This window comes from Winogradskyella sp. 3972H.M.0a.05 (genome assembly GCF_040493455.1).
In the GTDB taxonomy this organism is placed as follows: Bacteria; Bacteroidota; Bacteroidia; order Flavobacteriales; family Flavobacteriaceae; genus Microcosmobacter.
In genome coordinates, this window is record NZ_JANFDA010000002.1 from 104,711 (window position 1) to 130,459 (window position 25,749).

Sequence of the window (25,749 nt, forward strand, 5' to 3'; positions counted from 1 at the left end):
AGAACTTTAAAGCTATATCAACGACTCACCATTCAGGTTTGTTGTGAGTACATCACTCATATAATCGAAATAAGGTCTAATGGCTTTAAACGATTTATCTACCTCTTTCAAGAAACCATCGGATAGAATCTCTTTATCGGTATACTTTTTTGTGAAGATGAATTGCTTCTTTTTAATAAGATCAATCGCAGAATGCTCCTTATTAAAGCCTTTTGGAGCCGTTTTCACCTCGTCGCCCACTAAGTCTCCCCAAACAGATTTAAAGGATTTATTGTTGATGATATCTCTAAACTCTTTGTCATCCATTTCAAATTCCTTTCTAATTCGCAGTAAATCATCTTTATGTGGTTCCCAAAATCCTGTAGCTAAAAAGCTTCCATTATCTGGTGCAATATGCAAGTAATATCCGCCTCTCAATTCTGGTTTTTTGCGATGAAAAGACCCTCCAAAATGCGTCTTGTATGGGGTCTTATCTTTAGAAAACCTAACATCTCTGTATATTCTAAACAACTTGAACTTATCAATTACATCGTGTTTGTTTAAGTCCTCAAACATAGCATTATAGAACTGTTTTACTTCAGCTTCAACAGCTTTAAATTCCTTCTTGTGGTCGTTAAACCAGTCTCTATTATTATTTTTTGATAGTTGTTTAAAAAACGTCAGGGTCTCTTTTGGAATCGTATTTGGCATTATTTTGTCATTAAGTTATTGCATAAAATTACAAAAACAGGTTTGGTTATTGAAAGAATTTTCACTATAATGCAGAACTTTTAAAATTCAAAATTATATATGGGTAGACCAGCAACAAAACCAACTAAACTTAAAGACGGATACTATATAGAGATTAGAAACAAAGGCGCTAAGTCTGGTATTAAGCTATATAGTCAGAATAAATTGCAGATGCATCGTGCTATAAAAATGTACGAGCGTTCTAAAGAAGTTTTGATCCTTGGAGAGTCAGTGAACGGGAAATTTGTAGATAAGGAACCAAAACTGCATGTTGTTACAAATTAGAAAACTAATTAACTAACCAACCAGATAGGAAGAGCATTGACTAAGGTCATTGCTCTTTTTTATTGGAATTCTATTTTATTCAAAATCAGCCCAGAGGCTGGCGCTATATAGTCTTGATGCGATACCACTCCAGGTTGCAAGCTCTCTGTAATAAAATCTAGCGTCACCTCCCCTTTCCCTAGCTTTATCAAGGTTCCCATCATAAGTCGAATTTGATTTCTGCCAAAACCTTTCCCTCTAACTCTTAGCATATAAGTTCTCTCAGGGAAAAAGTTAGCAGTAAACTGATCGTTATCTACTAATTCGCATACATCAACTGTTCTATCGTATTGCCCATTATCAGTAGCTTTATAACAATAGTTCTTGAAATTATGAGAGCCTTCAAAAAGTTTGGCGCCTGTTTTCATAAGTTCAATATTCAAATCATCAAGTATAGTAGTCAATATAGGCGCACAAAATGGATGAAATTTTCCACCATAAGCAAAGAGATAGATATATTCCTTAGTTTTTGAATGCTGGATAATATTGAAGGTTTCATCAACTTCTCTTATGGCTAACGCTCTAATATCTTGTGGTAAATTATAGTTGAACCAATCTAAGAACTCATTCATATCTTCTAAGGGCTCTTCTAGGAATAGTTCAAACGCCGTTTCATTGGCAGAAACCATGGCATCTGTACGCCCAGATACCAATGTCTTAAATGGTTTATCCTGAAGCACATACTTAAAGGTACGATCTATCATTAGGTGAAGTGTTTTTAGATTGGGTTGCTTTTGCCAACCATGAAATCTATATCCTAAATACTGAATTGTAAAAACGTAGAAATGCTTCTTTTTCAAGGTGTTGATTTAAAGCCCGAAAATAGCTGAATAAAAGGCATCTATCAAATTTTTTATACCTTGTTTATCTATTAACTAAAAAAACCAACCTATGACTACATCAACTAAACCACCTATTTGGTTCTGGATAATAAGCGTTATTGGCTTAATATGGAATGGAATGGGTGTTATGAACTATTTGCAACAGGCGTATCGCACTGAAGGTTTTCTAGAGCAAGTAACTCCAGAGCAGTTAGCGATTCTCGATGCAAGACCAGCCTGGGCGACAGCTTTATTTGCCATCGCTGTATTTACAGGTGTTTTAGGCTGTATACTTTTAATTTTCAGAAAAAAGTTTGCATCACCTCTGCTAATGATTTCTTTATTGGGAGCCATAATCACACAAATATGGTGGTTTACAACAGACGGCCCTTCCATTAGCGAAGAATCTGGGGGTACCATTATTCCAATCTTAGTGATTGTTTTTGCACTTCTTTTGGTCTGGATGGCTAGAAAAGGGGTTTCTAAATCCTGGTTAACGTAATTAACAAAATATATCATAAGTAAAAAGCACCAGGAAACTGGTGCTTTTTTTAATGCCGTTTCTTCAAGATGTCCACTACATCATTAAGAGCGTAACCTTTTGCCTGAAGCAGAATAAGGTAATGGAACAGTAAATCTGCACTTTCATTGAGAAACAGTTCGTCATTGGTGTCTTTGGCTTCGATAACAGTTTCTACAGCCTCCTCGCCTACTTTCTGAGCTATTTTATTGATTCCTTTTCTGAATAATGATGCTACGTAAGAATCTGGGTTTTGAGAATCAGTCTTTCTGTCTTGGATAATATCTTCTAATTGAGACAGGAAACCATAAGTCTGATTGTTTTCTTCATTCCAGCAGGTATCTGAGCCTTTATGGCAAGTTGGCCCAGATGGGTTAACTTCGACTAGTAATGTATCATTATCGCAATCTAGTTTTATACCTTCAAGGTTTAGAACATTACCACTCTCTTCTCCCTTTGTCCATAAGCGTTGTTTAGTACGACTGTAAAATGTCACTTGTTTTGTATCTATTGTTTTTTGATACGCTGCTTCATTCATATAGCCTAGCATTAGTACATTTTTGGTTTGTACATCTTGAATAATTGCTGGTACTAATCCATTTTTATTTTTATTGAAATCTATGTTCATAATTTGTCCTTTGTTGTCATTTCGACAGAGCGTAGCGATGAGAAATCTTTAATCTTTAGATTCATCACTTCGTTCTGAATGACAGTTATAGTCTCACAGTAATTCCTTGATTTTTTAATTCTCTTTTTAAATCCATGACTCTTATTTCTCCGAAATGAAATACACTAGCTGCCAAAGCAGCATCTGCTTTCCCTTCTTTAAAGGCATCTACAAAATGCTGTATAGTTCCCGCGCCACCTGAAGCTATCACAGGTATATTAACTAATTCTGAAAGCTTGGCTAAAGCTTCATTAGCAAAACCATTTTTAGTTCCATCATGGTTCATCGAGGTAAATAGTATCTCTCCTGCACCTCTCTCTTCAACTTCCTTAACCCAATCGAATAGTTTTATATCTGTCGGAATCGTACCTCCTGCCAAATGTACATACCATTCCCCATTAACTTGTTTTGCATCTACAGCAACCACAATACATTGACTTCCAAACTTGTTTGAAAGCTCATTGATAAGCTCTGGACGTTTTACAGCTGCAGAATTAATAGATACTTTATCTGCACCACAATGCAAAAGATCATCTACATCTTCAACAGAGCTAATGCCACCTCCAACAGTAAATGGGATGTTTACTTGTTCTGCTACCTTGAGTACCATATTGTGCATGGTTTTACGGTTCTCTTGGGTCGCAGAGATATCTAAAAACACCAATTCATCTGCGCCGAGTTCAGCATATTGTTTTGCCAACACAACTGGGTCGCCAGCATCTCTTAGGTTAACAAAATTTACACCTTTTACAGTACGACCATCTTTTATATCTAAACAAGGTACAATTCGTTTTGTAAGCATGTTACTTATTGTTTATATAGCATTCTAGTTCTTTTAATGTAATTCTATTCTCGTAAATGGCTTTACCAATAATGACCCCCTCGCATCCTAATGCTTCAAGCCTTGGTAATTCGTCAAATTCTGAGATGCCTCCAGAAGCTATTAGTTTGATAGATTCTTCGCTGTGCTCTGAATGACATTCATTAATTATTTTTCTGTATAAATCAAATGAAGGGCCTTGCAACATGCCGTCTTTGGATATATCTGTGCATATTACATAACTGACTCCTTCGGCTTGATACTTCTTAATGAATGGAACGACACGTTCATTGCTTTCTTCTAGCCATCCGCTAACTGCAATAGTTTCATCTTTACAATCGGCTCCTAAAATGATTTTATCGCTTCCATAATACTGAATCCATTGCTTGAACGTTTCCGGGTTTTTCACAGCAATACTACCTCCTGTGATTTGATTTGCACCACTTTCGAATGCAATTTTAAGGTCTTCGTTAGACTTCAATCCGCCTCCAAAATCAATCTTCAGATTAGTTTTACCTGCAATCAGTTCCAATACTTTATAATTCACTATATGACTGGCTTTTGCACCGTCTAAATCCACCACATGTACGTACTCAATCCCTGAATCCTGAAATTGCTTTGCTACCTCTAGTGGGTTTTCATTATATACGATTTTGGTATTATAGTCTCCTTTGGAAAGTCTTACACACTTCCCCTCAATAATATCTATTGCTGGAATAATTCTCATGATTTAGGTTTTAGGTATTAGGTGTTTGGTGTTAGGTCTAAAAAATTCTTTAAAATTTGTGTTCCTACTTTACCACTTTTCTCTGGGTGAAATTGCACGCCATAGAAATTGTTGTTCTGTAATGCTGAAGCGTATTCGCGTTCGTAATTGGTTGCGGCAATCATGCTGCTACATGATTCGGCATAAAAACTATGCACCAAATACATATAACTTTCATCTTCAATATTTTTGAATAATTGTGATTTCAAACTTCCTATAGTGTTCCAACCCATTTGAGGCACTTTTACTGTATTGGAAAATCGCTTCACGTTTACATCAAAAATCCCTAACCCTTTGGTATTGCCTTCTTCTGTATGATTACACATCAACTGCATTCCTAAGCAAATCCCTAAAACTGGTTGTTTCAGGTTTGGAATCAAAGTATCCAAACCTGACTGTTTTAGTTTTGTCATCGCTGAACTTGCTTGACCTACTCCAGGGAAAATCACTCTATCAGAATTTTGGATTTCTTCACTATCATCAGATAACTTAGCTTCTATTCCTAATCGATGAAATGCAAATTGAATACTCTTTATATTCCCTGCTCCGTAATTAATAATGGTAACTTTCATTTTCCTTGTCATCCTGAACTTGATTCAGGATCTATTGTAATTAATTTCTATTTATGGATTCCGCATCAAGTGCGGAATGACACTATTTATAAAACACCTTTAGTAGAAGGCAAAATCATTTTTTCAACATCACGTTTTACAGCCATTTTTATCGCCTTTGCAAAAGCTTTGAATATGGCTTCTATTTTGTGATGCTCGTTAGTTCCTTCAGCTTTAATATTCAAATTACATTTTGCGCCATCCGTGAAGGATTTAAAGAAATGAACAAACATCTCTGTTGGCATCTTCCCTATCATTTCGCGTTTAAATTCTGCATCCCAAACCAGCCAATTTCTACCTCCAAAGTCAATAGCTACTTGCGCTAAGCAATCGTCCATTGGCAAACAAAAACCATAGCGCTCTATGCCAAGTTTATTTCCTAAAGTTTTGGCAAAGACTTCACCTAGTGCTATAGCTGTGTCTTCGATAGTGTGGTGCTCATCCACTTCTAAATCGCCTTCAACCTTAACATCTAAATCTAACTGTCCATGACGCGATAATTGATCTAACATGTGATCGAAAAAAGCTATTCCTGTATCAATATTGCTTTTGCCAATTCCATCTAAGTTCAAGTCAATCTTGATTTTGGTTTCATTAGTGTTACGCTCTATAGAACCCACTCGTTCTGTGGCTTTCAAAAACTTGTAAATTGCTTTCCAGTCATTGGATTCTAAGGCAATGTACTGTTCTAATTCACCACTAGAAACTGTAACTTCATCGGTTCCTAAATTGGTATTGTCATTAATGAAAATTCCTTTAGCACCTAGATTTTTTGCCAACTCAATATCTGTAAGACGGTCTCCGATTACAAAAGAGTTTGCGAGATCATATGCTCCTGAAAAATATTGGGTCAATAGTCCTGTGTTAGGTTTTCTTGTGGGCGCATTGTCCTTAGCAAATGTTCTGTCAATGAATTGCTCTTTGAACTCCACACCTTCTTGTTGAAACGTTTTGATTACAAAATTGTGAACTGGCCAAAACGTGTCCTCAGGATATACTTCGGTTCCCAGTCCATCTTGATTGGTGATCATTACAATTTCAAAATTCAATTCTTTGGCAATCTTGCTTAGATATTGAAAGACTTTTGGGTAAAACTCCAGTTTTTCAAAAGCATCTATTTGCTCGTCTACTGGTTCTCGTATTAGAGTTCCGTCTCTATCTATAAATAAAACACGCTTCATTTGAGTAATTTTAAAGTATTAATTAGTGCTTTGTTTTCGGTTTCTGTGCCTACTGTAAATCGTAAGCAGTTCTCACAAAGTGGTTGATTTGTTCTATTTCTAACTACAATTTTATTTGTAATTAATTGCTGATAGCGTTTGTTAGCATTATCTACTCTTACAAAAAGAAAGTTCGCATCAGATGGAAATACAGCTTCAACAAAACTTATTGCTTTTAGTGCTTCCACAAGGACTTTTCGTTCACTAAGAATTGTATTTATTCTGTTGCTTATAACATCACTATTCGTCAAAACCTCTAATGCTTTTTGTTGGGACAACTGATTGACATTATAAGGTGGTTTTATTTTGTTGAGTATTGTTATGATAGCGCTAGAAGCGTAACAAACGCCTAACCGGATTCCTGCCATACCATAGGCTTTAGACAGGGTTTGGGTTACAATTAAATTCGGAAACTCATTGAGTCTATTCAGCCAGCTTTCTTGAGTTGAAAAATCAATATAAGCTTCGTCAATAACCACTATACCCTTGAATTCTTTTAAAAGCCTTTCTATACTATTTGCTTCAAAACTATTCGCTGTTGGATTATTTGGCGAACATAAGAACAGGAGTTTAGAATTTTGATCAACGGTTTCTAATATCTCTTCTACATCTGGCTGAAAATTAGTTTTGAGCTGTACTTCTTTTATGTTTACTGCATTTGTATTTGCCAGTACACTATACATCCCATAAGTAGGCGGTAATATGATGATATTATCGTTATTGGGTTCGCAAAAGGCTCTGAAGATTAAATCCAGAACTTCATCGCTACCATTACCTACTAAAATTTGATTGGGGTCTACGCCCTTCAATTCTGAAAGTCTTTGTTTTAATGAAACCTGCTGAGGGTCTGGATAACGGTTAAGACCTGTTCCAAAAGGATTCTCATTGGCATCCAAAAAGATGAAGTCATTGGACGCATCCTTAAACTCATCTCTAGCTGATGAATATGGTTTTAAGGCTTTAATATTATCTCTAATTAGATTTTCTATGTTCATTGTTTTAGATTCTGAATTCTTAATGAGACTGCATTTTTGTGCGCTTGCAAACCTTCAGCTTCTGCCATAAGTTCTATTGCATTTCCTATGTTGAGTAATCCTACTTCAGAGATTTTCTGAAATGTGATGCTCTTCATAAAGCTATCTAAGTTCACACCAGAGTAGGCTTTGGCAAATCCATTTGTTGGTAGCGTATGATTAGTACCAGAGGCATAATCTCCTGCACTTTCTGGTGTGTAATTACCGATAAATACGGAACCTGCGTTTCTAACATTAGATGTAAAGAAATCTTCATCTTTTGTAGCAATTATAAGGTGTTCTGGCGCATACGCATTAATAATGTCGAGCATTGTGTTATTATCATCCACTTGAATCAACCTAGAGTTTTCAATCGCTTTTTTAGCAATCGTTTTTCTTGGTAATGTTTCAATTTGAGTTTCGATTTCTGCTTTGACCGATTCTAAAAGTTGACTTGATGTAGTGACCAAAATCACTTGACTATCCGTGCCATGTTCAGCTTGACTTAATAAGTCTGAAGCTACATAACTAGCATTAGCCGAATCATTAGCTGCAACCATTAACTCACTTGGCCCTGCTGGCATATCTATGGCTACACCAAATTTGGTTGCCAACTGTTTTGCTACTGTTACGAACTGATTCCCTGGGCCAAATATTTTGTATACGCTAGGGATCGATTCTGTCCCAAATGTCAGTCCTGCAATGGCCTGAATCCCTCCTACTTTATAGATTTCAGTAATACCACATTCAAAGGCTGTGTATAAGATTTCATCTGCGATGGAACCGTCTTTATTTGGTGGTGTGCACAGAACTATCTCGCTACACCCAGCAATCTTTGCAGGAACAGCCAGCATCAACACTGTAGAAAACAATGGTGCTGTTCCTCCCGGTATGTAAAGCCCTATCTTATCAATAGCGCGCTTTTCTTGCCAACAGGTCACGCCTTCCATAGTGTCAACAGAAATGACATCTGTTTTTTGTGCTTTATGGAATTTTTGAATATTTGACTTTGCTGTTGTAATAGCTGCTTTGAGTTTTTCTGAAACTCTAGATTTGGCTAATAATATCTCGTCATTCGTTACTTTTATTGTTTCGAGATTTACGCCATCAAATAGTTCTGTGTACTTTTTTATGGCTTTGTCACCTTTTCTCGATACTTCGTTGAATATTTCCTCTACGGTGTCTTCGATAGCTTCAAAAGACTGTGTTGGACGCTGAAGAAGTGTTGGCCACTCTGATCTTTCTGGATTGATTATTGTTTTCATTATACTACCATATTTTCGATTGGACATACTAAAATTCCTTGGGCACCATTAGCTTTAAGTTCATCTATGATTTCCCAAAACTGACCTTTATTGATGACTGAATGCAATGAACTCCACCCCTCTTTTGCTAATGGCAAAATTGTTGGACTTTTCATACCTGGTAACACTTTAATGATATCATCTAGCTTATCATTTGGCGCATTGAGCAATATGTACTTTGAGTTTCTACCATTCAATACGGACTGAATCCTAAATTGAATACGCTCAAGAACTGCTTGACTTTCAGAAGAAATACTTGGAGATACTGCTAATACAGCTTCAGATTTGAGCAGTACTTGAATCTCTTTCAAGTTGTTTTTGAAGAGTGTGCTTCCGCTAGACACGATATCACAAACTGCATCTGCTAGTCCTATATTTGGTGCAATTTCAACGGAGCCATTTATTATGTGTAGGTTAGCTGTAATATTTTCAGCATTCAAAAACTGATTTACGGTATTGGGATAGGATGTTGCGATTCGCATTCCTTCTAAATCTTGCAGTGTTTTTGCGACCGAATTCTTTGGTACTGCTATTGACACACGACATTTGGAAAACCCTAATTGCTCAGCAACTTGTATGTCTTTACCCTTTTCTACAAGAATATTTTCGCCAATAATAGCGGCATCTACAACACCGTCTCTCAGGTATTGAGGAATGTCGCCATTGCGCAAATAGAACACTTCTAAAGGGAAGTTGCGTGCAGAAGCTTTGAGTTGGTCTTTTCCATTGTCAATGGAAATGCCAATGTCTTTAAGCAATTTCATGGAATCATCGTGAAGACGACCCGATTTTTGTACAGCTATTTTTAATTTACTCATTTTAGTTTTTAAAGTGTCTGAGTAAATCTTTTTTGAGATATTCTTATTGATGGAAAGAAAAAACCCGTTTGATTTACTCAAACGGGTTTAAAATATATCTTGGCTTTATTCAATACATTTTCAGCTCGCTTGAGTGCAAGTATGAAAATGATGATGATGTAATTGAATAAAATTCATTTGTGTTTTGTTCTGAACAAATTTTCAGAAAAATATTTTACAATTCCAAGGGATTATAAAACTTTTTATTGGTTACCCAAAATTATTGGCATTCCAGACTCTCCTGAACCTATAACAATCACCTTACTATTCGGAGATTCTGATAGTTTCATAGTCGCTTCTATGCCCTTATCTTGAAGAATCTTATCCGTTAATGACGCACTAAGAATTCTATTGGCATCTGCTTTTCCTTGGGCTTCTACTCTTTTTCTATCAGCCTCCTTTTCTTCAGTTTGAAGTAAGTACTTATATTTTTCCAGTTCTTGTTCTTTGGTTTTTTTGTCTTCAATTGCGTCCGTAATTTTCTTTGGTAACTCAATTTTTTCAACAAGAACCTGAATTAAATCTATATTTACCTTAGCCAAATCTGTTTTTGTTTGGCTTTGAATTTCATTTTGAATCGTGTTCTTTTTAGAAGAATATAATTCCTCAGCCGTATATTGACCAATTATACTCCTAGCAACTGAATTTATGGCTGGTTTAACTTTCCTAGAATAATATTCTTGCCCTACATTTTGATGCAGTTTACCTAAGCTTTGACGATTTGGTTTGAACTGAATGCTTAAGTCCACCTCAATCGGTAATCCATCTACAGATAATAATTCTTGTAAACTCTCTGGTACTGTTTGCTCTCTTACCTCGTATATAATCATACGGTTCCAAGGGGCTACTATATGAAACCCTTCTCCATAGGTATTCTCTATATCAACACCGCCACCAAATTGCTTATATAAAACTCCAGCTTCTCCTGAGCCAATAGTTACTGCTGATTTAGTTAATAATATGACTAACACAACCAATCCGACTATGATTGGTAGTCCAATTTTTGGTAATTTTTCCATTATGTATAAGTTTAGTTTTGTATTAAATAAGTCCGTTATACTTTCTCATAAACCATTCTAGAGCTAAGCTAATAGCTATCAAGGCTAACAAGTATTTGAAATCGATTAAAGGTACGATATTTTTATTGCTTTTTTGTATGATCGAGAATCGCTTATCGCTTAATAAATCATTAGCTAATTGACTGGTATTATCAATGAAATATGACTGACCATCGCTATTAGTAGCTACTCGCCTTAGTTTTGTTACATTGGCGTTGAGGAATTGTTGTTCTACATTATAATCAAGGATATTGATAGAACCTGATCTGGAAATATTTTCATCATTAACGCTTACCGTAAAGCTATATTCTCCTGATGAAATTCCGCTCAAATCTACTTCGTAGCTATTATTCTTTAAGATGAAAGGAATCGTAGATGTAGCATTATCAGCCTTGTTCTTGAGAGTTATATTGAGGTTTTTGCCACTATCAAATTCATAGTTCTTATTGAAATATTGCGCACTAATAATAACGTTATCATTACCATTATAGAATGATTCATAATCAACATTTAATCGGCTACGCTTTTGATCTGAGCCTAAATATTGAATCAGCTTCCCTAGGAAATCATCAAAATCTTCAAATGAATTATTGTTTATATAATCTTGTGCTCTCCATTTCCAAATACCTTCCCCGAATAAAATAGCTTCTCGCTTTTGATTAGATTCAAACGTTGCTAATAGCGGTTCGTTTGTATTATTTCCATTAATAGTTTTATACAGTATCGTTTCAAAAGGGATTGAAAATCTTAATTCTCCAAATTCTGAATCTAATGGTGGATAGTCATCAAATCCTAAATCTTCAACAATAAATGTTGAGTAATTAATATTTAAAGTTGGCTGAAAACTCTCTGACTGCGAGGTGATTTCTTGCAAATAGTTAGACTGAATTCCATTTATTAACGACCAGTTTGTTTTTGTTCCTGTGATTATAAAGCTATTTAACTTCAACTGGTCTATAACATCAAAGACTTGTCTGAATGCATTATTGGGTTGATACAAAATCACCATCTGATAATTGTCTGCACTTCTAAGAAAATCGTTAGGCTTTATAATATCTGCCTGCCGCTGCTCATTGTGCTCTATAGACTTTTTTAAAGCACCTAGGTCTGGGTGACTAATATCTGAAACCACAGCAACATTTGTCTTTTGATCAATAACTTCTACAGCAAAATTCTTAGCATTATTAATCTTGTTTTTTTCATTCTGTAAAGGCACCAATTCTGCAACATAAGTTCTTACTCCTACACGATTAGCAGGTAGATTGGCAGTTATGATTTGTGATGTATTATCCTTATTGAATTGTAAGTTCTTTGAAAACACAGTTGCTGAACCACTACGAATCCTGAACTCAGTAGTTATAGGTTCTTCTCCATTGTAAACTGCTATAACTTCGGTCGGAAATTTATTCTTAAGGTAGGCATACTTGTTGACATTTAGCTGCTGAATTTTTAAATCTGCATACTGAACAGTATCTCCGAGAACTACAGGATAGATTGGATCTTTGTAACGCTTTGCAGCAAATTCATAATCATTGCCATAGGTTTGGTTACCATCGGTTATGAACAACACTGGAGAAATGGAACCTTCATAAACTTCTGACAAGCGATTGAACGTCGTTGATAGATTAGATTGAGACTCATTGAATGATAGTGAATCACTTTGATTCATTTCATTTCCAAAGCTATAATACTCAATATTGAAACGCTCGCTTAACGTTTCATTTGATCTAAGTCCATTTAATAAGTCATCGACTTTACTTTCTTGATTTAAATACGAAACAGATTCAGAATTATCAACCGCTACAATAAGGTTTGGCTTTTCATTATAAAAAGATGTTTGTTCAAACTTTGGGTTGATGAGTAGCAGCAGAATTGCAAAAATGCTTAGGAATCTAAAAAAAGCTAGTATAATATATAATCGACTTGTTTTTTTGGTCTTATATATATACTGAAAAAGCGCTAGTGAAAGCGCTATTATTCCTGCTATTATAATATATAATAAAGTGTCTGTAGCCAAATTAGTTTTTAACTTTTATCAACTCAAACGAATCGCGAAATCGTTTAGCATTTGTATTATCTGATTTATCTTTCAAGGCAATTGTTTGAATCATATATAACTTATAATCTACCAAAATAGACCACATAGATAACACGTACAAATCTCCCTGGTCTACCTCTATTTTGTAAAAGCGTCCAGGATATCCATTAAATACAATTGATTCTTTACTCAACAGCGTACCCTTTACATTAGTCACAGCCCCATTTATAGAGTTTTCCAGTAGTGTGTTCTGTACTTCTGGTGAGTCTAGCCCTTCAGGAAAAAAACTTAATGGATACTGCGTAAAAGAACTCATGTACATAAGGTTACTATCGCTAGAAGTGGCTGTGCATGTATAAGTATGCATGACCACATTTCCTTTGGCAGTAGGTATATCTGTTGAGGCTTTTTCAGCATATGCTGGAAAATCAACACGATACCCAAAATCAGTATTCTTTACTGTATTCCAGTCTTGAGCTCCTATCAAAGAACTGAAAGAAACTGTAATAAAAAGGACTATGTATACGAGACGTTTCATCATTTATTAAGTTAACATACCTCCATCAACGTTGAGTGTTTGCCCAGTTACATAAGCAGACATGTCACTGGCAAGAAAAACACAAGCATTTGCAATATCTTCTGGAGTACCTCCACGCTTTAATGGTATTGCAGCTCTCCAACCATCGACAGTAGCTTCATCTAATTTAGCTGTCATTTCTGTTTCTATAAAACCAGGAGCAATCACATTACTTCTAATATTACGAGATCCTAGCTCTAAAGCTACTGACTTAGAGAATCCTATAATTCCTGCCTTAGACGCTGCATAGTTGGTTTGTCCAGCATTTCCTTTCACACCAACTACAGAACTCATATTAATGATCGATCCTTTACGCTGCTTTAGCATTGTTCTCTGTACCGCTTTAGTCATATTGAAGACCGACTTCAGGTTTACTTCTATTACCTTATCAAAGTCTTCTTCAGAAATACGCATAAGCAAATTATCTTTAGTAATTCCTGCATTATTGATCAACACATCAATACTACCAAATTCTTTTACAACTTCGGCAGCTAAGTCTTGAGCTTCGTCAAAACTTGCAGCATTGCTCTGATATCCTTTAGCTTTTACTCCTAAAGCATTGAGTTCATCCTCGAGTGCTTTGGCTGCATCGACAGAAGAACTATATGTAAATGCCACATTAGCACCTTGCTCTGCAAAAACTCTGGCAATTCCTTTACCTATTCCTCTACTTGCACCAGTGATTATAGCAGTTTTTCCTTCTAGTAATTTCATTATTTATAATTGGATTAGTTGTTACCAAATATAGCAAATACAAGTTGCATCAAATAAAAAAATCTCACAATTTATACCTAAAATTATTTTAAGACTTTAACACATTTTTTATAGCTAACGTTAAAACAAATAGCCTATTTTTTTTGTTGTTCTTTTCCTATTATTGCAAAACTCATAAGTATAATCGAGAATATAGTTTCAACATAATTTTAACAAATGCAACTATGTTGCACTTATATTTGTGTGTATTTTAGCAAAAATGAAAGTATGGTACAAACCTCAGACCTTACATACACATATAAAAATGGTGAGCAATTTAAGTTCCCGGATATAAACCTTAATGCTGGAGAGCATTTGGTTATTTTAGGTCCTTCTGGAATAGGAAAGACTACACTACTATATTTAATGGCTGGTCTTTTGCAACCCATTGAAGGTACTGTATCAATTTCAGGAACTGAGCTAAACTCATTATCGAGACGCAAAATTGATAGCTTCAGAGGTGAGAACATTGGGCTTATTTTTCAACAATATCATTTTATTAAATCTCTCAATGTTGCTGAAAACTTACGCTTGCGGCAAAGTTTTCCAATAGACTCCAATGATAAGAAAAGACGATTTGAACTTGCTGAAAGATTAGGGTTAACGGAGCACTTGGGTAAAAAGGTATCAACATTAAGCCAAGGACAGCAACAGCGACTATCGATAGCTTTAGGACTTATCCATAAGCCAAAAATCATTTTTGCAGATGAACCGACTTCAAATTTAGACGATGTAAATTGTGATAAAGTAATTCAATTACTAAAAGAAGAAGCCGAAATTTGTAAGAGTAGCTTAGTAATTATCACACACGATTCGCGTTTAAAACCTCACTTCCAAAACCAAATAATACTATGAAAATAATTTATTTGGCATATAAGAATATGGTTTCTAAACCGCTCAATCTAATGTTGAGCCTTATGTTGTTAATGCTGAGTGTATCGTTAGTCACTTTTGTTTTGCAACTGAGTCAACAATTGGGTGGGCAATTAAACAAGAACATTGCTCCTTTTGATATGGTGGTTGGTGCCAAAGGTAGTCCTTTGCAGTTGGTTTTATCTTCTGTACTTCATGTGGATGCGCCTACGGGTAACATTAAATTAAAGGAAGCTGAATTCATAGAAAATCATCCTTTCGTGAAAACTGCTATTCCTGTTTCGTATGGTGATAGCTACAAGGGTTTTCGAATATTAGGAACAGAATCAGAATACCTTAGTCTTTATAATGCCAAATTAGCTGATGGTGAGCTATTTAAAACATCTTTTGAAGTGGTGGTGGGCAGTAATGTTGCTGAGCGCTTACAATTAAAAATTGGTGATAGCTTTATAGGAACGCATGGACTTATTGATTCGGGTGACGATGCTCATGATGAACATCCTTATGTTGTCACCGGAATTATAGAACAGACAGGTACTGTCGTCGATCAATTACTAATCACTACACTAGAAAGTATTTGGGAAAGTCACAATCATGAGGATGAAGATCACCATGATGAAGAGCAAGATGAAAGCCATGACCATGATGAGGAGCATCATGATGATCACGATCATGATCACGAATCAGATGAATATCATCACGACGATGAAACTTCTGAACATAGTGATGAACACGAACATGATGAAGAGAGAGAAATCACTTCATTATTAGTGAAGTTCAAAAACCCTCTTGGAATGGTTCAACTTCCTAGGTTTATAAATGAAAATACTAATACTCAGGCTGCCTTACCAGGTTATGAAATACAACGATTAACGAACCTGTTTGGATCTGGTGTAAAAACCATAAATGGTATCGCATTAGCCATATTATTGGTTTCTGCATTAAGTATTTTTATCAGTCTGCTAAAAACTATACGTGAAAGAAAGAAGGAACTTGCTTTATTGAGAACTTATGGACTTAGTACCAATCAAATTCTTTTATTGGTATTTTCTGAAGGTATATTCTTAGCACTCATAGGCTTCATACTCGGATGGGTACTAGGTCGATTAGGCATCTGGGGTGTTTCTCAATATTTACAAGTTTCAAATGGATATCATCTACAAATATTAGGTCCTGACTTAACCGAGCTATTGTTCTTAGGCATTATATTTGTTATAACTATAATAGCCACTTTATTGGCTTCTATTTCAATTTTTAAATTAAACGTAGCTAAAACCCTATCTGATGCTTAATAAACAATTAATCTTACTCTTATCTTTTGTAGTGTTAACGACCACTTATTCAACAGCTCAAGAAGAAGTAACTTGGAAAGATTTGGCTAATGTTGAATTTAATAGAGTGTATAATGAAGACTATGGAATTTTCTTTTTAACACCTGATTTTGGGGATGGCGTAAGATTATATGAAGGCAAAGAGATTAGTATAAAAGGTTATTTCCTGGACATAGCCGGAAATGGTGAAATCGTTTTACTTTCAAAACAGCCAATGGCATTATGTTTTTTTTGTGGTGGTGCAGGACCAGAAACTATAATAGAGCTGCATTTCAAAGAAAAACCTTCCTTTAAAACAGATCAAGTTATTATAGTTAATGGAATACTAGAGCTTAATGCAGACAATGTAGATCGCTGCAATTATATCCTTAATAACGTTACAGGTCGATTAGCAGATTAAATTCTGCTAAGTAGTTTTTAACCTAAAACTTCTGCTACTCTTTTTCCGATTTCTGCAGGCGAATCCACAACATGAATACCGCATTCTCTCATGATACGCTTTTTAGCTTGAGCAGTATCATCACTACCTCCAACGATTGCTCCTGCATGACCCATTGTACGACCAGCTGGTGCTGTTTCTCCTGCGATAAACCCTACTACTGGTTTCTTACTTCCGCTAGCTTCATACCATTTAGCAGCATCTGCTTCTAATTGACCTCCAATTTCACCAATCATTACTACACATTCTGTCTCTGGATCATTGATTAATAACTCAACAGCTTCTTTAGTAGTTGTTCCAATAATTGGATCACCACCAATTCCAATAGCTGTAGTAATCCCAAGACCTTGCTTTACAACTTGGTCAGCAGCTTCGTAAGTTAACGTACCCGATTTTGATACAATCCCAACTTTACCTTTTTTGAAAACAAAACCAGGCATGATACCTACTTTTGCTTCTTCTGGAGTAATTACTCCTGGACAATTAGGACCAACTAATCGGCAATCTTTATCTTTAATATAATCTGCAGCTTTAATCATATCTGCTACAGGAATACCTTCTGTAATAGTAATAATAACTTTAATCCCAGCATCTGCTGATTCCATAATGGCATCGGCAGCGAAAGCTGGTGGTACAAAGATGATAGAAGTATCTGCTCCTACTTTTTCTACAGCTTCTGCAACTGTATTGAATACTGGCTTGTCTAAATGTGTTTGACCTCCTTTTCCTGGTGTAACACCTCCTACTACATTGGTTCCATATTCAATCATTTGACTCGCGTGAAACGTTCCTTCACTACCTGTAAACCCTTGTACGATTATTTTTGAATCTTTATTTACTAATACACTCATGGTATCTAAATTATTTTAATGATTTTATGCAGCGCAAAAATAACAAGTTTGTTGCTTTTGCTTGTGTTATTATTCAATTAAATTTTAAACTTTTTCTGTTGTGAAAGAATTAAGGCTAGATGTACCAACATCTGCTAGTTGGCTTATCTCATATCCTTTGTATAATTTACCGTCTTTTACCTCCCATATGGTTATAAAATGTGCCATTGGCTCTTCATTATCAGGATCTTCAATCGTTCTAACCATCATGGTGTAACGCGTCGTAACGAAATCACCATCTTGGAGCATATGGCTTATATGCATTCTTATGGATTCATACGATCTATGAATATCAGTAAATAGTTCGTTTACTTTATTAAAATCGAATTGGTGATATCCTTTACTACTGTGCCAGTTTAATTGGCATTCTGGGTGAAGATAAGTTGCTAATGCTTCTGTGTTGTTAGCCAAGTCCGATTCGTAAAACCCACGGACGACATCTTTTGGTTCCATCTACTTTTCTTTTTCTTTTAGTAATCTTAAAATTTCTGGGATTTGTTTAATGTTAGCAATTTCTTTGTACTTGGTTCTAAAATCTTCAGCAGGGATTCCAAAATAGTGTTTATGTCCTTCTAGAGATTTACTAACTCCAGCTTTAGCAGAGATAACAGTTTTATCACCAATAGTAATACCGCTTGTAATTCCCACTTGTCCCCAAATAGTAACTTCATTACCAATAACCACACATCCTGCTATTCCTACTTGAGAGGCAATCAAACATTTTTTACCAATTACTGTATCGTGTCCAACCTGAATTTGATTATCTAACATAGAGCCTTCTCCTATGGTCGTATCGGCAGTCACACCTTTATCTATAGTACAGCAAGCTCCAATATGCACATTGTCTTTAATGACAACGCGGCCTCCAGATAGTAATTGGTCAAAGCCTTCTGGTCTATTCTTATAATAAAAAGCACTTCCACCAAGAACTGTTCCTGCATGTATGACTACATTGTCTCCAATGATAGCATCATCGTATATACTTACATTAGAATGAATAATACAATTATCACCAATAACAACATTATTCCCTATAAAGCAATTTGGTTGAATTATAGTGTTCTTCCCAATCTTAGCCGATGGTGCAATTGATGCACTTGAAGGCTGGAATGGTTTGAAGTGATTGGTCAACTTATTGAAGTCTCTAAACGGATCATCACTTATCAAAAGTGCTTTGCCTTCTGGGCACTCTACTTCTTTATTGATAAGGACAATAGTGGCAGCCGAATTCAGTGCCTTGTCATAATACTTTGGATGATCTACAAATACAATGTCTCCTGGCTCTACAACATGAATTTCATTCATCCCCAAAACAGGAAAATCTTCAGGACCTACAAAATCACTATTAATAATATGAGCAATCTCTCTTAATGTTTGTTGTTGTGGAAATTTCATTGCAGACGCTCTTCTTTATTAACGTTATTCTTTGACTCTTTCTTTGTAAGTACCTTTTTCAGTTTCAACTTTTATCTTATCACCTTCATTAATAAATAAAGGTACATTGACAGTAGCTCCAGTTTCAACTGTTGCAGGTTTTGTAGCATTTGTAGCTGTATTACCTTTTACGCCAGGCTCTGTATGTGTTACTTCTAAGATAACACTTGCAGGCATTTCAACAGATAATGGCATATCGTCCTCTGTATTAATCAAAACGGTAACAACCTCACCTTCTTTCATCAATCCTGGTGCATCTAAAGCACTTTCTTGAAGTTGAATCTGGGAATAATCATCAGTATTCATAAAATGATAAGCTTCACCATCATTATATAAATATTGAAACTTATGCGTTTCTACTCGAACATCATCAATCTTGTGACCTGCTGAAAACGTATTATCTACTACCTTACCTGTAGTAACGCTTTTTAATTTGGTTCTCACAAACGCTGGTCCTTTTCCAGGCTTCACATGAAGAAATTCAATTATTTTATAAATGTCATGATTATATCTTATGCATAATCCGTTTCTAATGTCTGATGTACTTGCCATTCTTAATTATATATTTTAGTTTGATTTGAAGTAACCCTTCATGATACCACGATGAGAGTTCTTGATAAATTGAAGAATTTCATCTCGTTCTGGGGTTGCTTCCATTTCGGCTTCAATAATTTCTGATGCCTGTGTATTGTTATAATTCTTTTGATAAAGAATTCTATATATATTCTGTATTTCTCTAATCTTTTCAGTCGTAAAACCTCTTCGTCTTAATCCTACTGAGTTTATACCAACATAGGATAACGGTTCACGAGCTGCTTTTACGAAAGGTGGTACATCTTTTCTTACTAATGAACCTCCAGTTACAAAGGCATGATTTCCAACGGAAACAAATTGATGTACTGCAGTCATCCCAGCCAATACAACATAATCACCTACAGTAATATGTCCAGCAAGTGTGCTGTTGTTTGAGAAAATACAATTATCTCCAACAATACAGTCGTGTGCAACATGGCAATAAGCCATAATCAAGCAGTTGTTACCAATCACTGTTTTCATTCGATCTGCCGTACCTCTATTTATAGTAACGCATTCTCTTATAGTTACGTTATCTCCTATCTCAGCAGTTGTATCTTCATCGTTATATTTAAGGTCTTGTGGTACAGCAGAAATCACTGCTCCTGGAAAGATATTACAGTTTTTACCGATTCTTGCTCCTTCCATAATCGTTACATTGCTTCCTATCCATGTTCCTTCTCCAATGACCACATTATTGTGTATTGTTGCAAAAGGTTCTATAACGACATTTTTAGCAATTTTTGCTCCTGGATGTACGTAGGCTAACGGTTGATTCATACTTACTTAACTTTTGAAATTTGTGCCATTAACTCGGCTTCTGCACATAGTTTTCCATTGGCATAAGCGTATCCTTGCATATGGCATATTCCACGACGGATAGGCGTAATAAGATCACATTTAAATATCAATGTATCTCCAGGAACTACTTTTTGTTTGAATTTTACTTTATCAATTTTCATGAAAAACGTGAGATAGTTTTCTGGATCTGGGACTGTACTCAATACTAAGATACCTCCCGTTTGCGCCATAGCTTCAACTATCAATACTCCTGGCATAACTGGTGCTCCTGGGAAGTGACCTGCGAAAAATGGCTCGTTCATCGTCACATTCTTAGTACCAATTACGTGTGATTCGGACAACTCAAATATCTTATCAATTAACAAAAATGGTTGTCTATGTGGTAACATATTCATGATTTGATTTACATCCATTAGAGGTTGTGCATTCAAATCTATGACTGGAACATTATTACGTCTTTCATTCTTAATAATCTTAGACATCTTCTTTGCAAACTGAGTGTTTACAAAGTGTCCCGGCTTGTTAGCAATAACTTTACCCTTAATACGAGTACCTATTAGCGCTAAATCTCCAAGTACATCTAGTAACTTATGTCTAGCTGCTTCATTTGGGTAATGCAGCGTAAGATTATCTAGTATTCCGTTTGGCTTTACAGCAATGCTATCTTTCTTGAAAGCTACTTTGAGTTTCTCTATAGTTTCAGGAGATATTTTCTTATCGACATAAACTATCGCATTATTAAGATCTCCTCCTTTAATAAGTCCATGCTCAAGTAACATTTCGAGTTCATGAAGAAAACTGAATGTTCTTGAGTCTGCTATTTCAGATTTAAACTCAGATATATTATTTAATGTAGCATTTTGGGTTCCTAGAACTTTAGTTCCAAAATCTACCATAGTTGTCACTTTGTAATCACTTGAAGGCATGATAAGAATTTCACTGCCTGTTTCTTCATCTGTATAAGAGATTACATCGGTAACTACGTACTCTTCTCTATTGGCTTCTTGCTCAACGATCCCTGCCTTTTCAAGGGCTTCAACAAAAAACTTAGAAGAACCATCCATGATAGGAGGCTCAGAAGCATTTAATTCTATTTCGGCATTATCTATATCTAAACCAACCAAAGCTGCTAAAACGTGCTCACACGTTTGAATCGTAACACCATTTTTCTCGAGCATTGTCCCTCTCTGAGTATTGGTAACGTAATTTGCATCTGCTTCTATTAACGGGTTGCCTTCTAAGTCTATTCGTTTAAATGCAAACCCATGGTTTGCTGCTGCCGGTCTAAAGGTTAATGTCACATCTTTTCCTGTATGTAACCCTACGCCTTGAAGAGAAACCTCATTAGCAATGGTTCGTTGTTTTTGTTCAGTATTAACTATCGCCATTTACTTTTTTTTCAATTTCATTAATATCTTTTACAATCTTTGGAAGGTTTTTGAAGTACACATAGGACTTGTTATAATCGCCATATGCTAGAGCTGGTGACCCTTGAAGTACTTCATTGTCTTTTACATTTCTACCAATTCCAGATTGTGCTTGTATTCTAACATTATTACCTATAGTAATGTGACCAACAATTCCAACTTGCCCTCCTATTTGGCAATTCTCTCCGATTTTAGTTGATCCTGCAATTCCTGTTTGAGCAGCAATAACAGTATTCTTTCCTATTTCTACATTGTGTGCTATCTGAATCTGATTATCTAGCTTTACACCTCTGCGAATTACTGTAGATCCAAGAGTGGCTCTATCTATTGTAGTACCTGCTCCTATATCTACATAATCTTCTAAAATCACATTCCCAGTTTGTGGTACTTTGGTGTATTCACCTTTTTCATTCGGTGCAAAACCAAAACCATCTGCTCCGATAATTGCTCCAGAATTAATGACACAGTTATTTCCAATAACACATTCAGAATAAATCTTAGCTCCCGAAAATATTATGGTATTATCTCCAATAGTAACATTATCTCCTAGATAGGAATTTGGAAAGATCTTAACATTGTCTCCTATAACTACATTTTCACCTATATATGTAAATGCACCTATATATATATTGTCACCCTTTTTTACAGTATCAGAAATGAAACAAGGTGATTCTATTCCAGATTTATTGAATTTTACCTGATTGTAATATTCCAATAATTTGGAAAAAGACTTATAGGCATCTTCTACTTTTATAAGTGTCGTTGAGATTTCGCTTTCTGTTTCAAAATCCTTATCAACAATAGTTATCGACGCTTCTGTAGAATATATATAAGGTTTGTATTTAGGATTAGCTAAGAACGTTAATGATCCTTTAGTACCTTCTTCTATTTTGGCAAGTTTGGAAACTTCAACATCAGGATCCCCAACGATATCTCCTTCTAAAATGCCAGCAATTTGTTGTGCTGTAAACTTCACACGAATTTGTTTGATATCCGCAAAAATAGAAAAAATGTATTACATTTTATTCTTAGGATAGCATATATAATATTTGGTTACTGGCTTTGATAAAGCTTTAAGGTTCAATTGGTCAGAAGCCTTAACGATATCTTCTATTTTACCGGTTTTGTGTAAGATGTTAATGCCCTGCTTTTTGGCTTGATATGCTTGATTGGATATTTCGCCCAAAAAGACAAAATATTCTGCTTCTTCTTTTGTGATATTATATTTTTCAATCAGGTTGCTTGTATGCTCAAAAAGATGCTTGGCTTTTATTGGTTTGTTCTTTAGTTTGATTTTCAATAAATCTCTATTAATAATCATATCCGAAAGGTTACGCAACACAAAATCTTCATGATATTGCCATACCTTCATAGCAGATACGATATCGTAATCATCTAACTTCGAAAATATATTAATGACTTCTCTATCAAAGTTTTCTAGCGAGATATCATTCTTTAAGAAAAACTGTAATGCTTCAGAGCCTTCCAATTCAACACCAGATTCAACTAGTTCTTTAGCACGCTTCAATACACGCATTAACAGCTCTTCGGCTACCAATCCTGTTTTGTGTAGATAAACCTGCCAATACATCAAACGTCTCGCCACCAAAAACTTTTCAGCACTATAAATGCCTTTCTCTTCAATTACTAATTGGTCGTCCATTACATTAAGCATTGTAATGAGGCGTTCGCTATTAATATTACCTTCAGCTACTCCAGTATAGAAACTATCGCGTTTCAAATAATCTGCGCGATCCATATCGATTTGGCCAGAGATTAATTGGTTCATGAATGCTCTATGGTATTCGCCTTTAAAAATTTCAATAGCTAAAGACAATTGACCATTGAACTCTTCGTTTAGAGCTTCCATGAACAATAATGAGATTGATTCATGAGGTACATCGTTTACTAGACTATGTTCCATAGCATGTGAAAAGGGACCATGGCCAATATCGTGCAAAAGAATTGCAACATACAATCCATTTTCTTCATCATCCGAAATATCTACACCTTTAAATCTAAGGACGTTTACAGCCTTTTGCATGAGATGCATACATCCCAATGCATGATGAAATCTTGTATGATGCGCTCCTGGGTATACCAAATATGAAAGACCCATTTGTGTAATACGCCTTAATCGCTGAAAATAACGATGTTCAATAAGATCGAAAATTAAGGCATTAGGAATTGTAATAAAACCGTAAATTGGGTCGTTAAATATTTTAAGTTTGTTTTTCGTTCTCAAACTTGAATTCACATTAAAATTTTAAACAAATATACATGAACCCTATAAATATACTCTGGGTCGATGATGAAATAGACCTACTAAAACCTCATATTCTTTTTCTTGAACAAAAACAGTACACCGTTACGACTTGCCAAAGTGGTACTGAAGCGTTGGAAGCTATCGATGATTCTAACTTTGATATTGTGTTTTTGGACGAAAATATGCCTGGCCTTACTGGCTTAGAGACGCTCAATGAAATCAAGGAAAAGCGCGCTAACCTTCCTGTAGTGATGATTACCAAGAGTGAGGAGGAGTATATTATGGAAGAAGCTATTGGTAGTAAGATTGCGGATTACTTGATAAAGCCTGTAAACCCTAATCAGATTTTATTGAGTTTGAAAAAGAATCTTGATCATTCACGTCTGGTATCCGAAAAGACAACTTCTAACTATCAGCAAGAATTTAGAAAGATTGCGATGGACTTGTCTATGGTAAACTCTTATGAAGAATGGGCAGATCTGTATCAAAAGCTTATTTATTGGGAACTACAACTTGAAGATATTGAAGATGTAGGTATGACTGAGATTTTAGAATCTCAAAAAACCGAAGCTAATCTTCAGTTTGGAAAGTTTATTGAAAAGGAATACAAATCCTGGTTCGATCATACCAATGATGCGCCGATAATGTCTCATACACTCTTTAAGGATAAGGTAGTTCCTGAATTGAGTAGCGACCAACCTACCCTTCTCGTAGTGATTGATAATCTTCGTTATGATCAATGGCGTGCTTTTGAACCAGTAGTCAATAATTATTATAAGAAGAGTTCTGAAGTTCCTTTTTATAGTATCCTGCCTACTGCAACACAATATGCAAGGAATGCAATATTCTCTGGTTTAATGCCTAGTGATATGGAGAAACTATATCCAAAGTACTGGAAGAATGATACAGATGAAGGTGGTAAAAACCAATATGAAGCTGAATTCTTAGAAGCACAATTAAAACGTTTAGGGTTGAATCACCTGAAACATGAGTATCATAAAATTACCAACCTTAGATCTGGTAAAAAACTGGTAGACAACTTTAAATCACTAAAGAATAATGATTTATCTGTCGTAGTGTACAACTTTGTAGATATGCTATCACACTCTAAAACCGAAATGGAGGTTATTAAGGAGTTAGCTTCTAATGATAAAGCATATCGATCTCTGACGCTAAGTTGGTTTAAGAACTCTCCTTTATTAGAGATGATTCAGCAAGCACAGCAAATGGGCTTTAAACTGATATTGACTACTGATCATGGCACTATCAATGTTAAAGCACCTTCTAAAGTTATTGGTGATAGAGACACAAGCTTGAACCTGCGTTACAAAACTGGTCGTAGCCTAACGTATCAAGATAAAGATGTATTAGCTGCAAAAGATCCGAAAGCGATTCACTTACCATCTATGAGTATGAATAGCTCTTTCATCTTTGCAAAAGGTGATTTGTTCTTGGCATATCCAAATAACTTTAACCATTACGTAAGCTATTACAGAAATACTTACCAACATGGTGGTATTTCTTTAGAAGAAATGATCATCCCGTTTGTGGTATTAGATCCGAAATAGAATCTATGTAATGCAAAAAAATCCGATGAAATACACTTTTTCCTAGGTTTTTTCAAAAATAATTCCTAT

At 35.4% G+C, this 25,749-nt stretch carries 28 protein-coding genes; 6 read left to right on the forward strand and 22 right to left on the reverse strand.

Annotated features, from left to right (window positions below; genetic code table 11):
• Positions 1-12 precede the first annotated feature (12 nt).
• The gene (locus tag NCE97_RS03910) at positions 13-690 is read right to left on the reverse strand and encodes a DUF2461 domain-containing protein (protein ID WP_353777582.1); all 678 of its coding nucleotides are present in this window, start codon (positions 688-690) and stop codon (positions 13-15) included.
• A gap of 99 nt (positions 691-789) precedes the next feature.
• Here NCE97_RS03910 and NCE97_RS03915 point away from each other — a divergent pair, with 99 nt between their 5' ends.
• Positions 790-1,014: a hypothetical protein gene (locus NCE97_RS03915; protein ID WP_353777583.1), complete on the forward strand. Its 225-nt coding sequence runs from the start codon at positions 790-792 to the stop codon at positions 1,012-1,014.
• 59 nt (positions 1,015-1,073) lie between these two features.
• On the opposite strand, the gene NCE97_RS03920 is transcribed toward NCE97_RS03915, so the two are convergent.
• Positions 1,074-1,853 carry a tRNA pseudouridine synthase A gene (locus NCE97_RS03920; protein ID WP_353777584.1) on the reverse strand — a complete coding sequence of 260 codons (780 nt, stop codon included), beginning with the start codon at positions 1,851-1,853 and terminating at the stop codon, positions 1,074-1,076.
• A 91-nt stretch (positions 1,854-1,944) separates the two neighbouring features.
• Here NCE97_RS03920 and NCE97_RS03925 point away from each other — a divergent pair, with 91 nt between their 5' ends.
• The gene (locus NCE97_RS03925) at positions 1,945-2,376 is read left to right on the forward strand and encodes a hypothetical protein (RefSeq protein WP_353777585.1); all 432 of its coding nucleotides are present in this window, start codon (positions 1,945-1,947) and stop codon (positions 2,374-2,376) included.
• A gap of 49 nt (positions 2,377-2,425) precedes the next feature.
• Here NCE97_RS03925 and hisIE read toward each other — a convergent pair whose 3' ends face one another.
• The 12 genes from hisIE to fabG form a co-directional block, all read right to left on the reverse strand.
• Positions 2,426-3,022 (reverse strand): bifunctional phosphoribosyl-AMP cyclohydrolase/phosphoribosyl-ATP diphosphatase HisIE, encoded by a 597-nt coding sequence (gene hisIE / locus NCE97_RS03930; protein ID WP_353777586.1) that lies wholly within the window; start codon positions 3,020-3,022, stop codon positions 2,426-2,428.
• Between the two features lie 85 nt (positions 3,023-3,107).
• Positions 3,108-3,863: an imidazole glycerol phosphate synthase subunit HisF gene (hisF, locus tag NCE97_RS03935; RefSeq protein ID WP_353777588.1), complete on the reverse strand. Its 756-nt coding sequence runs from the start codon at positions 3,861-3,863 to the stop codon at positions 3,108-3,110.
• 1 nt (position 3,864) lies between these two features.
• Entirely contained in the window at positions 3,865-4,608 is a 744-nt protein-coding gene (gene hisA, locus NCE97_RS03940) for a 1-(5-phosphoribosyl)-5-[(5-phosphoribosylamino)methylideneamino]imidazole-4-carboxamide isomerase (protein ID WP_353777589.1), read from the reverse strand.
• Between the two features lie 17 nt (positions 4,609-4,625).
• Positions 4,626-5,219 (reverse strand): imidazole glycerol phosphate synthase subunit HisH, encoded by a 594-nt coding sequence (gene hisH / locus NCE97_RS03945; RefSeq protein WP_353778258.1) that lies wholly within the window; start codon positions 5,217-5,219, stop codon positions 4,626-4,628.
• A gap of 86 nt (positions 5,220-5,305) precedes the next feature.
• Positions 5,306-6,439, reverse strand: coding sequence for a bifunctional histidinol-phosphatase/imidazoleglycerol-phosphate dehydratase HisB (gene hisB / locus NCE97_RS03950; RefSeq protein WP_353777590.1), 1,134 nt, complete (start codon positions 6,437-6,439; stop codon positions 5,306-5,308).
• Entirely contained in the window at positions 6,436-7,473 is a 1,038-nt protein-coding gene (gene hisC, locus NCE97_RS03955; RefSeq protein ID WP_353777591.1) for a histidinol-phosphate transaminase, read from the reverse strand. The genes hisB and hisC overlap by 4 nt, the downstream gene beginning before the upstream one ends.
• A complete protein-coding gene (gene hisD / locus NCE97_RS03960) occupies positions 7,470-8,756 on the reverse strand; it encodes a histidinol dehydrogenase (protein ID WP_353777592.1) in 1,287 nt (428 codons plus the stop codon). Before hisD ends, hisC begins: the two co-directional genes overlap by 4 nt.
• The gene (hisG, locus tag NCE97_RS03965) at positions 8,756-9,613 is read right to left on the reverse strand and encodes an ATP phosphoribosyltransferase (protein ID WP_353777593.1); all 858 of its coding nucleotides are present in this window, start codon (positions 9,611-9,613) and stop codon (positions 8,756-8,758) included. Before hisG ends, hisD begins: the two co-directional genes overlap by 1 nt.
• A gap of 242 nt (positions 9,614-9,855) precedes the next feature.
• On the reverse strand, positions 9,856-10,671 hold the full coding sequence (locus NCE97_RS03970; protein WP_353777594.1) for a prohibitin family protein: 816 nt from the start codon (positions 10,669-10,671) through the stop codon (positions 9,856-9,858).
• 22 nt (positions 10,672-10,693) lie between these two features.
• Positions 10,694-12,727: a VWA domain-containing protein gene (locus NCE97_RS03975; RefSeq protein WP_353777595.1), complete on the reverse strand. Its 2,034-nt coding sequence runs from the start codon at positions 12,725-12,727 to the stop codon at positions 10,694-10,696.
• Between the two features lies 1 nt (position 12,728).
• Positions 12,729-13,286, reverse strand: coding sequence for a hypothetical protein (locus NCE97_RS03980; RefSeq protein WP_353777596.1), 558 nt, complete (start codon positions 13,284-13,286; stop codon positions 12,729-12,731).
• Positions 13,287-13,292: 6 nt separating this feature from the next.
• The gene (gene fabG, locus NCE97_RS03985; RefSeq protein WP_353777597.1) at positions 13,293-14,039 is read right to left on the reverse strand and encodes a 3-oxoacyl-[acyl-carrier-protein] reductase; all 747 of its coding nucleotides are present in this window, start codon (positions 14,037-14,039) and stop codon (positions 13,293-13,295) included.
• A 267-nt stretch (positions 14,040-14,306) separates the two neighbouring features.
• On the opposite strand from fabG, the gene NCE97_RS03990 reads away from it, so the two are divergent.
• From NCE97_RS03990 to NCE97_RS04000, 3 genes are read left to right on the forward strand one after another with little or no spacing between them, the layout of a single operon-like run.
• Positions 14,307-14,933, forward strand: a complete 627-nt coding sequence (locus NCE97_RS03990) for an ABC transporter ATP-binding protein (RefSeq protein ID WP_353777598.1) — start codon at positions 14,307-14,309, stop codon at positions 14,931-14,933.
• A complete protein-coding gene (locus NCE97_RS03995; RefSeq protein WP_353777599.1) occupies positions 14,930-16,243 on the forward strand; it encodes an ABC transporter permease in 1,314 nt (437 codons plus the stop codon). Before NCE97_RS03990 ends, NCE97_RS03995 begins: the two co-directional genes overlap by 4 nt.
• On the forward strand, positions 16,236-16,682 hold the full coding sequence (locus NCE97_RS04000; RefSeq protein WP_353777600.1) for a hypothetical protein: 447 nt from the start codon (positions 16,236-16,238) through the stop codon (positions 16,680-16,682). Before NCE97_RS03995 ends, NCE97_RS04000 begins: the two co-directional genes overlap by 8 nt.
• Positions 16,683-16,699: 17 nt before the next feature.
• Here NCE97_RS04000 and sucD read toward each other — a convergent pair whose 3' ends face one another.
• The 8 genes from sucD to NCE97_RS04040 all read right to left on the reverse strand — a co-directional run bounded on the left by sucD (position 16,700) and on the right by NCE97_RS04040 (position 24,091).
• Positions 16,700-17,572, reverse strand: coding sequence for a succinate--CoA ligase subunit alpha (sucD, locus tag NCE97_RS04005; RefSeq protein WP_353777601.1), 873 nt, complete (start codon positions 17,570-17,572; stop codon positions 16,700-16,702).
• A gap of 84 nt (positions 17,573-17,656) precedes the next feature.
• Entirely contained in the window at positions 17,657-18,064 is a 408-nt protein-coding gene (locus tag NCE97_RS04010; RefSeq protein ID WP_353777602.1) for a nuclear transport factor 2 family protein, read from the reverse strand.
• Positions 18,065-19,006 carry a UDP-3-O-(3-hydroxymyristoyl)glucosamine N-acyltransferase gene (locus tag NCE97_RS04015; protein ID WP_353777603.1) on the reverse strand — a complete coding sequence of 314 codons (942 nt, stop codon included), beginning with the start codon at positions 19,004-19,006 and terminating at the stop codon, positions 18,065-18,067.
• A 24-nt stretch (positions 19,007-19,030) separates the two neighbouring features.
• The gene (gene efp, locus NCE97_RS04020) at positions 19,031-19,597 is read right to left on the reverse strand and encodes an elongation factor P (RefSeq protein WP_353777604.1); all 567 of its coding nucleotides are present in this window, start codon (positions 19,595-19,597) and stop codon (positions 19,031-19,033) included.
• Positions 19,598-19,612: 15 nt separating this feature from the next.
• Positions 19,613-20,398, reverse strand: a complete 786-nt coding sequence (lpxA, locus tag NCE97_RS04025; RefSeq protein WP_353777605.1) for an acyl-ACP--UDP-N-acetylglucosamine O-acyltransferase — start codon at positions 20,396-20,398, stop codon at positions 19,613-19,615.
• A gap of 2 nt (positions 20,399-20,400) precedes the next feature.
• Entirely contained in the window at positions 20,401-21,807 is a 1,407-nt protein-coding gene (locus NCE97_RS04030; protein ID WP_353777606.1) for a bifunctional UDP-3-O-[3-hydroxymyristoyl] N-acetylglucosamine deacetylase/3-hydroxyacyl-ACP dehydratase, read from the reverse strand.
• The gene (lpxD, locus tag NCE97_RS04035) at positions 21,794-22,822 is read right to left on the reverse strand and encodes a UDP-3-O-(3-hydroxymyristoyl)glucosamine N-acyltransferase (protein WP_353777607.1); all 1,029 of its coding nucleotides are present in this window, start codon (positions 22,820-22,822) and stop codon (positions 21,794-21,796) included. The genes NCE97_RS04030 and lpxD overlap by 14 nt, the downstream gene beginning before the upstream one ends.
• A 39-nt stretch (positions 22,823-22,861) precedes the next feature.
• Positions 22,862-24,091, reverse strand: a complete 1,230-nt coding sequence (locus tag NCE97_RS04040) for an HD domain-containing protein (protein WP_353778259.1) — start codon at positions 24,089-24,091, stop codon at positions 22,862-22,864.
• A gap of 35 nt (positions 24,092-24,126) precedes the next feature.
• On the opposite strand from NCE97_RS04040, the gene porX reads away from it, so the two are divergent.
• Positions 24,127-25,680, forward strand: a complete 1,554-nt coding sequence (gene porX / locus NCE97_RS04045) for a T9SS response regulator signal transducer PorX (RefSeq protein WP_353777608.1) — start codon at positions 24,127-24,129, stop codon at positions 25,678-25,680.
• Positions 25,681-25,749 lie beyond the last annotated feature (69 nt).

Bases quoted from the DNA above. Each gene is read 5' to 3' on its own strand.
- NCE97_RS03990 (WP_353777598.1), top strand. From the start codon at position 14,307: ATGGTACAAACCTCAGACCTTACATACACATATAAAAATGGTGAGCAA.
- sucD (WP_353777601.1), bottom strand. From the start codon at position 17,572: ATGAGTGTATTAGTAAATAAAGATTCAAAAATAATCGTACAAGGGTTT.
- NCE97_RS03980 (WP_353777596.1), bottom strand. From the start codon at position 13,286: ATGAAACGTCTCGTATACATAGTCCTTTTTATTACAGTTTCTTTCAGT.
- NCE97_RS03925 (WP_353777585.1), top strand. From the start codon at position 1,945: ATGACTACATCAACTAAACCACCTATTTGGTTCTGGATAATAAGCGTT.
- lpxA (WP_353777605.1), bottom strand. From the start codon at position 20,398: ATGAATCAACCGTTAGCCTACGTACATCCAGGAGCAAAAATTGCTAAA.
- hisF (WP_353777588.1), bottom strand. From the start codon at position 3,863: ATGCTTACAAAACGAATTGTACCTTGTTTAGATATAAAAGATGGTCGT.
- hisD (WP_353777592.1), bottom strand. From the start codon at position 8,756: ATGAAAACAATAATCAATCCAGAAAGATCAGAGTGGCCAACACTTCTT.
- NCE97_RS04015 (WP_353777603.1), bottom strand. From the start codon at position 19,006: ATGAAATTTCCACAACAACAAACATTAAGAGAGATTGCTCATATTATT.
- hisIE (WP_353777586.1), bottom strand. From the start codon at position 3,022: ATGAACATAGATTTCAATAAAAATAAAAATGGATTAGTACCAGCAATT.
- porX (WP_353777608.1), top strand. From the start codon at position 24,127: ATGAACCCTATAAATATACTCTGGGTCGATGATGAAATAGACCTACTA.
- NCE97_RS03915 (WP_353777583.1), top strand. From the start codon at position 790: ATGGGTAGACCAGCAACAAAACCAACTAAACTTAAAGACGGATACTAT.
- hisB (WP_353777590.1), bottom strand. From the start codon at position 6,439: ATGAAGCGTGTTTTATTTATAGATAGAGACGGAACTCTAATACGAGAA.
- NCE97_RS04030 (WP_353777606.1), bottom strand. From the start codon at position 21,807: ATGGCGATAGTTAATACTGAACAAAAACAACGAACCATTGCTAATGAG.
- hisH (WP_353778258.1), bottom strand. From the start codon at position 5,219: ATGAAAGTTACCATTATTAATTACGGAGCAGGGAATATAAAGAGTATT.
- hisG (WP_353777593.1), bottom strand. From the start codon at position 9,613: ATGAGTAAATTAAAAATAGCTGTACAAAAATCGGGTCGTCTTCACGAT.
- NCE97_RS03970 (WP_353777594.1), bottom strand. From the start codon at position 10,671: ATGGAAAAATTACCAAAAATTGGACTACCAATCATAGTCGGATTGGTT.
- NCE97_RS03910 (WP_353777582.1), bottom strand. From the start codon at position 690: ATGCCAAATACGATTCCAAAAGAGACCCTGACGTTTTTTAAACAACTA.
- hisA (WP_353777589.1), bottom strand. From the start codon at position 4,608: ATGAGAATTATTCCAGCAATAGATATTATTGAGGGGAAGTGTGTAAGA.
- hisC (WP_353777591.1), bottom strand. From the start codon at position 7,473: ATGAACATAGAAAATCTAATTAGAGATAATATTAAAGCCTTAAAACCA.
- fabG (WP_353777597.1), bottom strand. From the start codon at position 14,039: ATGAAATTACTAGAAGGAAAAACTGCTATAATCACTGGTGCAAGTAGA.
- efp (WP_353777604.1), bottom strand. From the start codon at position 19,597: ATGGCAAGTACATCAGACATTAGAAACGGATTATGCATAAGATATAAT.
- NCE97_RS04000 (WP_353777600.1), top strand. From the start codon at position 16,236: ATGCTTAATAAACAATTAATCTTACTCTTATCTTTTGTAGTGTTAACG.
- NCE97_RS04010 (WP_353777602.1), bottom strand. From the start codon at position 18,064: ATGGAACCAAAAGATGTCGTCCGTGGGTTTTACGAATCGGACTTGGCT.
- NCE97_RS03995 (WP_353777599.1), top strand. From the start codon at position 14,930: ATGAAAATAATTTATTTGGCATATAAGAATATGGTTTCTAAACCGCTC.